The following is a 13,343-nucleotide window of genomic DNA, read 5'->3' as shown; positions in this document are numbered from 1 at the left end:
GGGTGACAGCCCCAGGCTGACCGGCCGCGGGGCGATCGGCGATCATCCTGGCCCTCACACCACCCTCCTGCGGCCCGGCCGTTCAAGGAACCAGCATGACCTTCCTCCGGCCCGCCCTCGCCGCCCTGGCCCTGATCGCCTCCATCCTGCCCGCCCAGGCCGCCTGGACCGAGCTTGGCGGCAACGAGCAAGTCACTTTCTATGCCGACTTCGACGCGTTGGAGAAGGCCAAGGATGCGGTGTCGATCTGGACCCTGGTCGATTCCAAGAAGCCGCGAACCTACGAAGGCAAGAGCTTCAACTCGGTCCGCACCCAGTTCCAGTTCCAGTGCGAAGGCCCCAAGGTGCGCGAAGTCGAGACCCGCTTCCATGCCGGCGCCATGGCCGCGGGCGAGTTGGTCGCCAGCTACAAGCTGGACGAGCCGGCCTGGGAGGCGGTCGCCAGCGGCACCGTCAAAGACGCCTTGGCCCAGGAGCTGTGCAAGCCGCCCGCAGCCGCGAAGTGAGGCCGGCGGGCAGCCCGGCCCGGGGCGCGACCGCTCAGGCCGGGCCCTCGTCGCCGCGCTGCCACTGGCCCTCGCGCAGCAGCTCGTGCGGGCGGAAGCGCGCCTTGTAGGCCATCTTCGGGCTCTGCCCGATCCAGTAGCCCAAGTAGAGGTAGGGCAGTCCGAGCTTGCGCGTCTGCGCGATCTGCCACAGCACGTTGTAGGTGCCGTAGCTGGCCTCGGGCTCGGGCGCGTAGAAGGTGTAGACGGCCGACAGGCCATCGCTCAGCACGTCGAGGATGGAGACCATCTTCAGCGCGCCCGGCGTGCCATCGGCCGCGGCCGCTTCTCGGAACTCGACCAGGCGCGAGTTCACCCGGCTCTGCAAGAGGAACTGGGTGTACTGGTCGACCGAGTCATGGTCCATGCCGCCGCCGGCATGGCGGCCGGCCTGGTAGCGCAAGTAGAGCTGGTAGTGCTCGGGCACGAAGCACAGGCGCAGCACCCGCGCCTCCAGCCCGGCATGCTGCTTCCAGGCGCGGCGCTGGCTGCGCGCGGGCTGGAAATCCGCCACCGGAATGCGCAGCGGCAGGCAGGCCTGGCAGCCATCGCAATAGGGCCGGTAAGTGAACATGCCGCTGCGCCGGAAGCCATTGGCCACCAGGCCCGAATAGGCATCCGCATGGATCAGGTGGCTGGGCGTGGCCACCTGCGAGCGCGCCTGCCGACCCGGCAGGTAGCTGCACGGATAGGGCGCCGTCGCGTAGAACTGGAGCGACGCGAGGGGCAGCTCTTTCGGATAGGTCACGGCAGGCTTGGCGGTGCGGCGGGGGGGCTCGACGCGGCGTCCGGGGCCGCAAGGCCCAGGCTCGCCCAGTGCGCCGGATCATAGGCCCAGGCCTCGGCGGCCCCGCGGGCCGGGGCCTTGTCCGGCGCCGGCCCCACCAGCTCGCGCAGATGCGATTCGAAGGCCGCCCGCGTCCATTCCCGCGCGCCCAGCGAGGCCAGGTGCCGGGTGTTCTGCTGGCAGTCGATCAGCGGCCGGCCCGTTGCGCGGCAGAAGGCCACCAGCGCGGCCAGCGCGATCTTCGAGGCATCGCTGCGCCGCGCGAACATCGATTCGCCAAACACCATGCGCCCCAGGCCGACGCAGTAGAGGCCGCCGGCCAGCTCGCCGTCGATCCAGGTCTCGACGCTGTGCACGCGGCCCTGGCGGTGCCAGTCCAGGTAGGCGCGGCGCAGGCTGGGCACGATCCAGGTGCCCTGCTGGCCGGCGCGCGGCATGCCGGCGCAGGCGGTGATGACGGCGCCGAAGTCATGGTCGAAACGCAGTTCGCAGCGCGGATCGGCCAGGAAGCGGCGGATCGTCTTGCGCAGGGAATGCGAGAGCCGGAAGTCCTCCACCCGCAGCACCATGCGCGGGTCGGGGCTCCACCACAGCGGCGGCTGGCCGGGGCTGAACCAGGGGAAGATGCCGCGGCGGTAGGCCGCCTCCAGCCGCGTCGGGCTCAGCCGGCCGCCCGCGCACAGCAGGCCGGGCGCCGGGCTGTCAGGGCCCAGGGCCAGCTCGGTCGGGGGGAAGGCCAGCTCGCCCAGCGGCGAGTCGTCGAGCCAGGGGATCACGGCCGCCGATCAGGCCGAGGCCGGCTGCGGCCGCTGGCGGTAGAAGCGGATCGGCGTGCCGGCCGCCTCGCTGGCCTGGATCTCGCGCTGCTGCGCCGCCATCACCTGCGGCTTCATGCGGCCCACCACATGCATCTCGCAGGGCTTGCAGTCGAAGCGCAGGGTCATCAGCTCGTCGCCGTGGCGGATCTGCAGCGGCTCGGCCTTCACCTGGCCCTGCACGCCGGTCACGCCCTTGGCCTGCTTGGGGCACAGGCTCAGCGAGAAGCGCACGCAGTGCTTGGTGATCATCAGGCTGACCTCGCCCGGCTCGGTGTGGCTTTCGTAGGCCGCCTCGATGATCTGCACGCCGTGGCGGGCGTAGAAGTCGCGCGCCTTGTGGTTGTGCACATTGGCCAGATAGCTCAGGTGCTCGCCGGGGTAGGGCGCGGGCGGCTCGACCGGCGCGGCCCGTTCCAGCCGGCGGAAGGCGGCGGCGCGGGCGGCTTCCAGCGCCACCACGCCCTCGCGCCGCAGGCCGTTGAGCGCGCTGGCCGGCACAAAGGGCAGGGTGCCGCCGCGCGGCAGGCTCAGGTGCCGCAGGCTGAAGATCGTGCCGCCCAGCTTGCCGAGCTGCTGGCGCAGCGTGGCCTCGGCCTGGGCCGCTTGCTCGGCGCGCGGCAGGGCGCCGTCCAGACGCACGCGGGCTTCGTGGCCGTCCTCGTCCCGCAGGGCCAGGCTCAGGCCGGCGGCATCCCAGCCCAGGGCCAGGTCCAGGGCGATGCGGCGCTCGGCCGAGGGCTTGTCCAGCAGCCGGTCCCAGGCGCGGTCGCGGTTGCGGTGCAGGGCGGTGCCGGCGCGCAGGTCCTTGAAGTCGGCGCAGGGCTGCGGCGGCCAGACCCGCCAGCGGTTCGCGCCCGGCTCGCCCAGGGCCGCCGCGCGGCGCTTGCCGTCGGCCGGCGCGGCCTCGGCCGTCAGGCGCTCGGCGCGGTTCACCGGCAGGCCGACCAGCTCGGTCTGCAAATCGAAATAGCTCAGGCCGTCGCCATTGCTCAGGGCCGCGTCAGGGTCCAGGGCCACGTCGAAGGCCTCGGCGCCCACGGCCAGCACCTCGCCCAGCGGCAGGCCGGCATGCTTGGGCGTGTCGAAGGCGCCGATGTCGATCTTGCGGCCGGTGGCGAAGTAGTCCGTCGAACCCCGGTTGAAGTTGCGCTGCGGGTCGGGCGTGAAGCTGAAGCGGCAGCGGCCGGAGGACGCGCGCTTGAGCGCGCCGCCGCGTTCTTCCAGCAGTGCATCGATGAGCTGCCGGTAGTGCGCCGTCAGGTTCTTCACATAGCCCAGGTCCTTGTAGCGGCCCTCGATCTTGAAGCTGCGCACGCCGGCATCCACCAGCGCCGCCAGGTTGGCCGACTGGTCGTTGTCCTTGAGCGAAAGCACATGCTTGTCGTGCGCGACGATGCCGCCGGCCGCATCCGTCACCGTGTAGGGCAGGCGGCATTCCTGCGAGCAATTGCCGCGGTTGGCGCTGCGCCCGGTGTGGGCATGGCTGATGAAGCACTGGCCGCTGTAGGCCACGCAGAGCGCGCCGTGCACGAAGAACTCCACCGCCGCATGGTCCAGCGCCTGGGCGCAGGCGGCGATCTGCGGCAGCGTCAGCTCGCGTGCCAGCACCAGTTGCGAGAAGCCGGCGTCCTGCAGGAAGCGCGCCTTCTCCGGGGTGCGGATGTCGCACTGCGTGCTGGCATGCAACTGGATGGGCGGCAGGTCCAGCTCCAGCAGGCCCATGTCCTGCACGATCAGCGCATCCACCCCCGCATCCCAGGCCTGCCAGACCATGCGCCGCGCGGCCTCCAGCTCGTCGTCGCGCAAGATGGTGTTGATCGTCAGGAAGATCCGGCTGCCGTAGCGCTGCGCATGCGCGCACAGCCGCGCGATGTCGGCCATCGCATTGCCCGCCTTGTCCCGCGCTCCGAAGGCCGGCCCGCCGATGTAGACCGCATCGGCCCCATGGTTCACGGCCTCGATGCCGATGTCGGCATCGCGCGCCGGGGCGAGCAGTTCGAGGTCGGGGCGGAGGGGCATGGCGGGGGCGGTGCAGCGGCGGCGCGATGCTGGAGTTTAGGAGTGACCTTCCCGCCCATGCGGAGCAAATCCCGGGTGCCGCGCGGCCCTGCGCGCCTACCCTGCGGACTCCGTCGCCTGGGGCGTCGCAGCCTTGGGCTGTGCTGGGCGCCTCCGTCTTCCACCGAGCGGCCGATCGTGGACCCATCCCCTGCGCCCGAAACTTCATCCCGCTGGCTGCCTCGTGCCGGCGGCACGCTGCGCCGTCGCCTGCTGCCTGCCGGCGCCGAGGCCCGGGCCTGGGGACTGCTCGGCGCCGTCCAGGGTCTGGGCCTGGTGCTGGCGACGCGGGCGGAGCTGCCCGGTAGCGTGGCCCGGGCGGTGCTGACGGGGCTGCTGCTGGGACCCTGGCTCCTGATGCTGCAGGACCGCCGCCGGCCCCTGCGCCGCCGCCTGCTCGGCGCGGGCCTGACCCTGTTGCCGCTGCTGGCGGCCGTGCTTGCCATGCAACCCCTGGGTCCCCATTTCATGTGGCCGGGCATGGTTCTGCTGGTCCTGGGCCTGACCGCCGGCGGCTTGTGGGCCGCCACCGGGCTGCGCCGGCGGCTGCCGGACGGTCCGCGCGATCCGGCATCCGGCTTCCTGGCGCTGCTCGAGGTCCTCGGCGCCCTGCTGCGCGGCCTGGGCATGGCCGCGCTGCTCCTCGGCCTGGCGGGGATCTGGCTGAGCCTGGCCGCCGCCCTGGGCGTGCGCTGGCCGGATCTCCTGTCGCGCCGCCTGCCTGAGCTGCTGGCGGCGCTGGCCGGCGCGGCCCTGGCCCTCAGCCTGGCGGCCGAGCCACCGCCCTCGGCGGCCTGGGACCGTCCGCCCGCCCTGGTCCGCGCGCTGTCGCGCCTGCTGCCCTTTGCCGCCCTGCTGGTCTTGGGCAGCCTGGGGCTCATCGCCTGGCAGGGCCAGGACCGCTTCCTGGCCCTGGGCCACCCCAGCCTGCTGCTGCTCGGCCTGGGCGGCGGCCTGCTGCTGCTGGTCCAGGCCGCCTGGCTCGACGGCCGCCAACCCGGCCTGCTGCCGCCTCCCCCGGCCCGCCTGCTGCGCCTGGCCTTGCTGACCCTGCCCCTGCTGGTGGCGCTGGCCGGCGGGTCCCTGGGCCTGCGCGTGGCCCAGCATGGATGGAGCGTCGACCGCGTGCTGGTGGCCCTGGCGATCGGGTTGGCCGGTCTGGCGGCGCTGGCCGCCGCCCTGGCGGCCGCGCGAGGCCCCGGCCTGCCCCATCTGGGGCCGGCCCTGGCCCGGGTGGCCCAACTGGGTACCGTGACCGTCCTGCTGCTGCCCACCGCCGCAGTCGACCTGCCCCGGCGCATCGCCGACCACCAGGTCGGCCGGCTGCTTGACGGCCGGGTCAGCCCCCAGGCCTTCGACTGGCGGCATCTGGACCGCCTGGGCCCGGCCGGCCAGGCCGCCCGCAGCCGCCTGGCCGGCCTGCAGGATCATCCCGAGGCGGAGGCCATCCGCAACCTGGCTGCCCAGGCCTCGCCCGAGCGCCACGCCGCCCGGCCGGACCTGCCCCCCGCCCGACCCAGCCCGGCCGAGATCCGGGCCCGCCTGCAGCCCCTGCCCGCGGGTGCCGAGCCCGAGGCCGAGTGGCTGGAGGCCCTCGCCGAGGCGGTGGTCGCCGGAGACCACGACGGCGGCGGCCGCTGGCTGCGCGAGCCGACGGTCCGCCCGGCCCTGCGCCTCGACCTGGACGGCGACGGCCAGGAGGAGTGGCTGCTCTTCCAGGGCGGGCGGCTTCTGCCGGCCGTTGCCTGGGGCTTCGACCCGGAGGACGGCGCCTGGCGTCCCCGGGGCCGGCTGGAGCGGCGCGGCGGCGACCGAGGGCCGCTGCCCGCCGACTGGCTGGACCGGGTTCAGGCCGGGGAGGTCCAGCTCCAGGCCCCGCGCTGGCGCGAGCTGATCCTCGGCGGCCAGCGCCTGGGCCTGCGCGAGCTCAGTGGCGGGCGTTGAGCGCCGCCGCCACCCCTCGCGCCCGCCGCTTGTCCCGCCAGCGCCGCCAGCCCGTCCAGGCCAGCAGCAGGGGCAGCAGGCCGGCGGCGGCGACCAGGGCGCGGCCGGGCAGGCCGAAGGCTTCGCCCATGTGCAGGGGGTGCATCCATTGCCAGAAGACGTCGCCGGCGGTGAAGCTGCGCGGGTCGCGGGCGGCGACGACTTCGCCGCTGGCGTCATCGATCCAGACCAGGGTGGACGGGAAGCGCCGGCCCGGCTCGCCCGGCTGGCGCAGGCGCACGCGCCAGGGCTGGCCGGCCTCGGCCGGGGTGTCGACCCAGCGGGCGCGGGCGCCGGCCCAGGCGGCTTCGGCGGCGGCCACGGCCTGGTCCACGCTCAGGCGACGTGGCTCGGGGAGGCCTTGCGGGACGGACGGCAGCGGGGTCAGGGGGCTGAACACGGCGATCACCGGCTGCGTCCAGTGCGGCAGGGCGAGCAGCAGGCCGCTGAAGGCCAGCACGCCCAGCAGGGGCAGGGCCAGCCAGCCGCCGAGCTTGTGCAGGTCGTGGTCGCGGCGCACCGGCGCCGCGCCGCGCAGCTTGAGCCGCCACGCTGCCCGCCAGCCGCCGCCGCGCGGCCACCACAGCCACAGGCCGCTGAGCAGGGAGACCAGCATCAGCCCGCCGCCGAGGCCCACCGCCGTCACGCCATGCTTGCCCAGCAGCAGGCTGTAGTGCAGGTCGTAGACCCAGGTGGTGAGGTGCTGGCCCCAGAAGCGGTTCAGCACCACCTGCCGGGTGGCCGGGTCCACCGTGGCCAGCAGGGGGGCGAAGGCCTGGCCCTGTGTCTCCACCGGCCGCAGGTAGCGCGCGGTCAGCGGCTCGCCAGGCGATTGCGGGATCTCCAGCCGCCAGCCCGGCCCGCGCTGCGGGTGGGCGGCCTGCAGGGCGGCATAGGCCTGTTCCAGGGTCATGGCGGGCGCGCCCTCGCGCCGCGCCAGGCGGGCATCGAGCAGGGCATCGACCTCCGGGTAGAAGGCCAGCAGGCTGCCCGTCAGGCCGACCAGCACGAACCACAGGCCCAGGCCCAAGCCCAGCCAGCGGTGCAGCCGCAGCCAGAAGCGGCGGGCGCGGCTCATGCCGGGGCCGGCCCGGCGGGCCGGGTGCAGGGTGCGGTTGCGCGGCGTGCCGGGCGCAGGATGGGGGGCGCTTGGCACGGCTTGCCTCTGCTTGGGGTCGGAGGCTGGGCAGGCCTGCTGCTGCGTGTCCCCCGGCCGCTTTGCGGCCTCCTCCTTGACCTTCGCAGCAGGCCTGCCCAGCCTCCTGCGCGCGGCCCAGGGTGCGGGCCTGAAGCCCCACGGGTGGCCTTGCGGCCCAGGGCGTGGGCCGGCAGCCCGACGGTGCCCTTGCGGCCCAGGACGTGGGCCCGAAGCCCGACGGTGGCCTTGCGGCCCAGGGCGCGAGCCGGAACGCCGAGGGTGGCATCGCGGGGCCGTGCAGGCGCGCAAGGGCGCAGGTCAAGGAGGAGGGCCGCGCAGCGGCCCGGGGGACACGGAGCCCTTGCGCGCCTGCGCGGCCCCGTGCCGCTCCACCCCCGCCCCGCGCCGCTCCACAAAGGCCCCGCGCCGCCCCACCCCGGCCCAAACCCCGCCAAGTGCATCGTCCGCCAAGGCGCGAAACGCCCCAGGGCAAGGATGACATGCCGCATCACGCAGGGTCTCCAGGCTGGGGCTCAGTAGCGGGCGCTGATCGCCAGCCAGACGCTGCGCGGCGCGCCTGGCGAGAGCAGCGGGGCGTTGGCCGTGGTGTCGAAGTAGGCGTAGGCGTACTCGCGGTCCAGCAGGTTCAGCACCTGCGCCTCCAGCTTCAGGTTCGCGCCCAGGGCCTTGCTGAGGCCGACGTTGACCAGGGTGAAGCCGCCGAAGCGGCCCTTGTCATTCGTCCGCGTCAGCTCGTAGTCGCCCTGGTGCTGGGCCCAGGCCTTGAGCGACCAGCCCTCGCCAGGCAGCCAGTCCAGGCCGGCGGAGACGATCTGCCGCGGCACATGGTCCAGCTCCTTGCCGCGGGTCGGGTCGGCGGGGCCGGCGCCTTCGGTGATGCGCGCGCGCTGGAAGGCGGCGGCCATCCAGGCTTGCAGCGGGCCGGCGGGGCGCCAGGCGAGTTGCAGGTCCAGGCCGCGGCGGCGGGTGCCGCCGATGTTGTCGGAATCGCCGCTCGGGTCGCCCAGGCGGCGCAGCACCTCGTTGCTGGCCTTCTGCTGCCAGACGGCGATGCGGCCGTCCAGGTCGAAGCCGGGCTTGAACTTCAGGCCCAGCTCGGCACCGTCGTTGATCGAGGGGGCCAGGTCGCGCACCCGGGCGCCGGTCTTGAAGCTGGCAGCCTCGGTGCCGATCTGCCAGGTGCGGCCCCAGTTGGCATAGAAGGTGGTGGCTTCGCGGGGCGTCCACACCGCGCTGATCTTGGGCTGGCGGATCGTGCCGTAGTCGTTGATCTCGCCGATCACATCGGCCGGCAGCGCGGCCAGCGGGTTGCGCAGTTCGCCGCTGAGGCGGTCGAAGCGCAGGGCCGGCACCAGCTTGAAGGCGGCGCTGGGCTGCACCACGGCCTGCACGAAGGCGCCGTGCACATTCAGGTCGTAGTCCAGGTCGCGCGTCTGCGCCTGGCGCACGCGGTCCACCGTGCGGAAGCGCTGGTTGAGGTTGTCCTGGCGCTCGGTGTCCACCCCGCCTTCCAGCGCGAAGGCTTGCAGGCCCGGCACGGTCGGCCGCCAGACGGCGGTGGCGCGGGCGCCGACATGGGTCTCATCGGCCAGGCGCTCATGCTGCGCGCCGGCCTGCGAGAAGCGCACCCAGCGCTGGTCCTCGAAGCGATTGCGGTAGAGCCGGAAGGCCAGGTCGAGCTGCTCGCCGGCCTGCGCGTCCACATGGATCGCCGCTTGGCTCATGCGGCGCTCGCCGCCGTCGGTGGCATTGAAGGCATTGCTCTGGTCGCGGTCGGCGCGCACCTGGGCCTCGGTCAGGTAGCCGGGCTCCTCGGCCTCGCCCTCGTAGGCGCGCAGCACCAGGCCGGCCGTCCAGCGCCCGCCCTTGACGAACCACTGGCCGCCCAGCGCCGTCTTGTCGGCCTTGGCATGGTCGCGCCAGCCGTCCGTGCGCTTGTGGCCGATGAAGTAGTTCTGCGTCCAGCGCTCGGTCTCGATGCCCTTGGCAAGCTGCACGTCCATGCTGTCGAAGCTGCCGTAGGCGGCGCGGGCCAGGGTCTCGTTGCCGCCGCGGCGCGGCACCAGGTTCACCGTGCCGGCGATGTTGTGCAGGCCGTAGCGCGCGTCGTTGGTGCCGCGCACCACCTCCACGGCCTGAAGCTCCAGCGGGAACACCAGGTCCAGGTAGGGCGTGTTGCCGTTGTTGCTATTGGCCGGGATGCCGTCGATCAGCAGCTTGACGGCATTGACCTCGCCCTCGCCATTGAAGCCGCGGAAGGACACCTTGCCATTCGTCGTGCCCTGGTTGAAGCCGGTCAGCATCACGCCCGGCAACTGGTCGAACAGCTCGAAATTGGAGAAGGCATTGCGCTCGGCCAGGCGCTCTTCATTGAGCACATCGACCGAGGTCAGCAGGCGCCGCGTGCCCAGCGGGCCGCGGCTGCTGGCGTGGATGCTGACGCGGCCGATGTCGAAGCTGGCATCGGCCTCGGCCGCGGCGGCCACGGTTTGGGCCTGCAGCGGCAGGCTGGCGAAGGCCAGCAGCAGGGCGGCGGCCAGGGGGCTGGGATGGGGCAGGGAGTTCATCGGGGGTCTCGTGATGTCTTGGGTTTGAAGGGGGTGGTGCCCGGGCTCAGCGGCCCGGCACGTCAGAGGGATGCGGCGAAAGCTCGGCCGGCTGCGCCCAGCCGGGCGAGGCTTCGCCCGTCGCCGGGGCGCGCGGCACGGCGGCTGGGGCTTGGGTCGAGGCGGGGTCGGTCTGCGCCGGCCGGGCAGAAGGCGCTGCGCCATGCGGCCGGGCCGGCACCGCCTCCATGGGCGCGGCGGCCTGGCCCAGGCTCCAGGCCGTCAGGCCGATGAAGAGCGCCGCGCCCAGGTTGGCCACGGCCAGCAGCAGCCAGCCCCAGCCGGCATGGCAGGCGGCCTGCGGGCGGGAGTCCATACCGGGCTTCATTGCGCGCGGGTGGCCTCGCTGCGCATCTCGGCGACGAGGCCGCGCATCATGGTTTCCATCAGCGCCCGCGCCTGAGGCGGTGCGGTGTCGGGCCGACCGGCCTGGAAGGGCGGCTCGGGCGCGTACTCGGCCAGCAATTGCAAGGACTCGGCGTACAGGCGGTCGCGGCGCTGGGCGACCAGGGCCAGGCCCAGGTCCAGCCCGGCCGAAACCCCGGCCCCGGTCAGCAGCGGGCCGTCGGCTACCACCCGCTCGTGCACCGGCTGCGCGCCGAGATCGGCCAGCACGCCGTGGGTGATCCAGTGGCTGGTCGCGCGCCGGCCCTTCAGCAGGCCGGCCATGCCGAGCAGCAGCGAGCCGGTGCAGACCGAGACCTGCTGTCCCGCGGCCCGGCCGCGCTCGCGCACGTAAGCCACGGTGCGCGCATCGCGCATCGCATCGAGCGTACCCTGGCCGCCGCCGGGCACGAAGAGGATGTCCGGGCGCTCGAAGCTGTCCTCGAAGCTCACATCGGGCACGACGACCAGGCCGGTGTCGCTGCGTACCGGCTCGCGGGTCTTGGCGACAAGCTGAAGCTTCGCGCCCATCAGTCCGGCCAGCATGTATTGCGGGCCGACCAGGTCGAGCGCGGTGAAGCCGGGGTAGACCAGCAGGCTGATGCGCTCGCTGCCATGCCAGTGGGCCGGGAAGGCCGACATGTCATGGGTCGGCGGCGTTGGCTCAGCGGCCGCGGTCGATCCAGCGGGGCCTGCGCCGGCCGGCAGGCAGGCCAGGCCGCCGAGCAGGGCTGCGCTGCGGCGCAGGGCTGCACGGCGGTCGATGCGCGGCGCCGGCAGGGTGGGGTGATCGGTCAAGGTGCTCTCCTTCAGGCTCAGAAGCTGAGGCTGGCGCTCAGGCGGGCACTGCGGCCGGGCACGGCCAGGACCTGGCCGCCGCCAAAGTACTCGGACGGGGTGTAGCCCTCGCGGTCGAAGAGGTTGCGCAGGTCGAGCTGCAGGCGCCAGTCGCCACGGCGCCAGCCGATCTGCGCATCCCACAGGGTCAGTGCGCCGGTGCGGAAGGCATCGAGCGCGGTGGCCGGCAGCTCGCCCTGGTGGCTCACGCCCAGGCCGACCCGGGTCTGGCCGCCGGCCAGCTCGCCCAGCTCGTGACTGGTGTACAGCCGGGCGGTGCGGCGCGGCACGTTGAAGATCGGCTTGCCTTCGCGGCCGCTGCTGGCGGTGTCGCGCGTGACCTCGGCATCGAGCAGGCCCAGGCTGCCGACGAGCTGCCAGCCGGCGCGCGGCGTCCAGCCCATCTCCAGCTCGACCCCGCGGCTGCGCTGCTCGCCGACCTGCACCGACTGGAAGGGGTTGTTCGGGTCGCTGGCCAGGGCATTGCGCACGCTCAGTTCGAAGATGCTGAGGCTGGCTTGCAGCCCGCCTTCCCGCAGCCGCAGACCGACCTCGGCCTGACGCGATTCCTCGGGCTTGCCGGTGTCGGCCAGTTGCGCGCCGACCGGCACCCGTACGCCCGTGCCCCAGCCGGCGAAGCCGGACCAGGCCGGGCTGAAGGCCCAGGTCAAGCCCAGGCGGCCGGTGGTCTTGCCCAGGTCCGCCAGGTTCTCGACGTTGCCAAAAGCACTTTGCGTGCGGTCGACGATGTCGAAGCGGGTGTGCCGCAGACTGCCCAGCAGGCTCAGCCGCTGGCCGATGCGCAGGTGGTCTTGCAGCCACAGGGCCTGGGTGATGTAGCGGTTGCGCTGATCGGGCGTGCCGGTGGTGTCGGCCTCGTTCCAGGCCGGCGGTTGCGGATTGCTGACATCGATCAGGCCCAGCAGGCCACCGCCTGCGCTGAAGCGCACGAAGCCGCGGTCGCGCACATGGCTCCAGTCCAGGCCGCCGCTCAGTTCGTGGCGCCAGTCGCCGTGCTCGACCTTGAAGCGCAACGAGGGGCTGATGGCATCGGCCTCGATGCGGTTGTAGAGCCGCGCGCCAGCCAGCAGGCCGAAGGGCGCGGCGGCCAGCGGGTCGGTCGCCGGATCAGGGTTGAAGCCGAAGGGGAAGAGGAAGCTGCCGCGCTGATCCAGCGTGGCCTGGCTGCGGTTGATGCGCAGCGTGAACTGCAGGGCTTCGCTCAGCTCCTGCTGCCACTGCAGGCCGGCCAGGAAGAAGTCGGACGTGGTGTCGGGCAGGCCGTCGGCAGCCAAGCTGGTGTCGCGGTCGACGCGGTAGGGCGCGCCGATCACGGTGCCGCGCGCCGGCAGTCCGGCATGGTCTTGGCCCTTCGATTCGCTGTAGCGCAGGCGCAGCGTCAGCCGACGGCGGGCATCAGGCTGCCAGTGCAGGGTGGGGGCGATCAGGCGGTGGCGCAGGTCCAGGCCGTCGGTCTCCAGGCCTTCCTCGCGCTGGCCAGCCACCATGCGCAGACGCCAGTCGGCACCGAGCGGGCGATCGATCTCCAGCCCGGCTTCGGTCTCACCGCGTGAGCCCAGGCCGAGCTGCACACGGCCGCGCGGCTCGCTGCCTGGCACACCACTGTCGAGCATCACCACGCCGCCCAGGAAGCCGGCTGGGCCCACCGCCTGCGCGCCACCTTGCAAGGTGCCGGACGGGCCCTTGACCACGTCGATACGCTCGATGCCCAGCAGCATGTTCGGCGTGGCGAAGTAGCCGGGCACCGCCATGCCGTCCAGCACGACGGCGGCATCGAAGCCGCGTACGCGGAAAGCGCCGTTTTTGTTGGCATCCCGGCTGTCAAAACCGCGCAGGTTGCTGACGTTGACCAGCGCCTCGGACAGGCTGCGCGCGCCCTGGTCTTCGGCCAGACGTCGCGGCACGACGCTGACCGACTGTGCGATCTCCTCGATACGTGTGGCCTGGCCGGTCGGCCCGCTGCTCTCTTCGGCCGCATAGGCTTCGCGCTCGCCGCTGATGCGTACCGGGGGCAGGCTGCCGCCGGCTGGCGAGCCGTCCTGGGCCTGGACGGCACCGCACAGCAGCGCGAGCAGCGGCCACATCCGACGGGCGTTCGGCGGGCTGGTGCGGGTCTTGGTCTTCTTCATGGTCCTGTCTCTTCTG

At 73.2% G+C, this 13,343-nt stretch carries 10 protein-coding genes; 2 read left to right on the top strand and 8 right to left on the bottom strand.

The features are described 5' to 3' along the window. Positions 1-95 precede the first annotated feature (95 nt). On the top strand, positions 96-506 hold the full coding sequence (locus tag JI742_RS11735) for a surface-adhesin E family protein (protein WP_201827087.1): 411 nt from the start codon (positions 96-98) through the stop codon (positions 504-506). 34 nt (positions 507-540) lie between these two features. Here the strand turns inward: JI742_RS11735 and JI742_RS11730 are convergent, their stop codons facing one another. Genes JI742_RS11730 through JI742_RS11720 form a run of 3 tightly spaced genes read right to left on the bottom strand, consistent with a single transcriptional unit; the run spans position 541 to position 4,169 of the window. Next, positions 541-1,293: an arginyltransferase gene (locus tag JI742_RS11730; protein WP_201827085.1), complete on the bottom strand. Its 753-nt coding sequence runs from the start codon at positions 1,291-1,293 to the stop codon at positions 541-543. Beyond that, on the bottom strand, positions 1,290-2,108 hold the full coding sequence (aat, locus tag JI742_RS11725; RefSeq protein WP_434057649.1) for a leucyl/phenylalanyl-tRNA--protein transferase: 819 nt from the start codon (positions 2,106-2,108) through the stop codon (positions 1,290-1,292). The genes JI742_RS11730 and aat overlap by 4 nt, the downstream gene beginning before the upstream one ends. Positions 2,109-2,117: 9 nt before the next feature. Then, positions 2,118-4,169, bottom strand: a complete 2,052-nt coding sequence (locus tag JI742_RS11720) for a peptidase U32 family protein (protein ID WP_201827083.1) — start codon at positions 4,167-4,169, stop codon at positions 2,118-2,120. Positions 4,170-4,346: 177 nt separating this feature from the next. Between JI742_RS11720 and JI742_RS11715 the strand changes: the two genes are divergently transcribed. Continuing rightward, positions 4,347-6,152, top strand: a complete 1,806-nt coding sequence (locus JI742_RS11715) for a hypothetical protein (protein WP_201827081.1) — start codon at positions 4,347-4,349, stop codon at positions 6,150-6,152. Here JI742_RS11715 and JI742_RS11710 read toward each other — a convergent pair. From JI742_RS11710 to JI742_RS11690, 5 genes are all read right to left on the bottom strand, one after another. Then, a complete protein-coding gene (locus JI742_RS11710) occupies positions 6,136-7,347 on the bottom strand; it encodes a PepSY-associated TM helix domain-containing protein (RefSeq protein ID WP_201827079.1) in 1,212 nt (403 codons plus the stop codon). The genes JI742_RS11715 and JI742_RS11710 overlap by 17 nt on opposite strands. Before the next feature lie 515 nt (positions 7,348-7,862). Then, positions 7,863-9,917, bottom strand: coding sequence for a TonB-dependent receptor (locus JI742_RS11705; protein WP_201827077.1), 2,055 nt, complete (start codon positions 9,915-9,917; stop codon positions 7,863-7,865). Positions 9,918-9,963: 46 nt separating this feature from the next. Continuing rightward, positions 9,964-10,272 (bottom strand): hypothetical protein, encoded by a 309-nt coding sequence (locus JI742_RS11700; RefSeq protein ID WP_201827075.1) that lies wholly within the window; start codon positions 10,270-10,272, stop codon positions 9,964-9,966. Between the two features lie 8 nt (positions 10,273-10,280). Next, entirely contained in the window at positions 10,281-11,138 is an 858-nt protein-coding gene (locus tag JI742_RS11695) for a DJ-1/PfpI family protein (RefSeq protein WP_236677013.1), read from the bottom strand. A gap of 17 nt (positions 11,139-11,155) precedes the next feature. Continuing rightward, on the bottom strand, positions 11,156-13,327 hold the full coding sequence (locus tag JI742_RS11690) for a TonB-dependent siderophore receptor (RefSeq protein WP_201827072.1): 2,172 nt from the start codon (positions 13,325-13,327) through the stop codon (positions 11,156-11,158). Positions 13,328-13,343 lie beyond the last annotated feature (16 nt).

This window comes from Piscinibacter lacus (genome assembly GCF_016735685.1).
GTDB classification, from domain to species: Bacteria; Pseudomonadota; Gammaproteobacteria; order Burkholderiales; family Burkholderiaceae_C; genus Aquariibacter; species Aquariibacter lacus.
The sequence above is the reverse complement of the archived record's forward strand: the minus strand, read 5'-3'. Positions and strand labels throughout refer to the sequence as shown.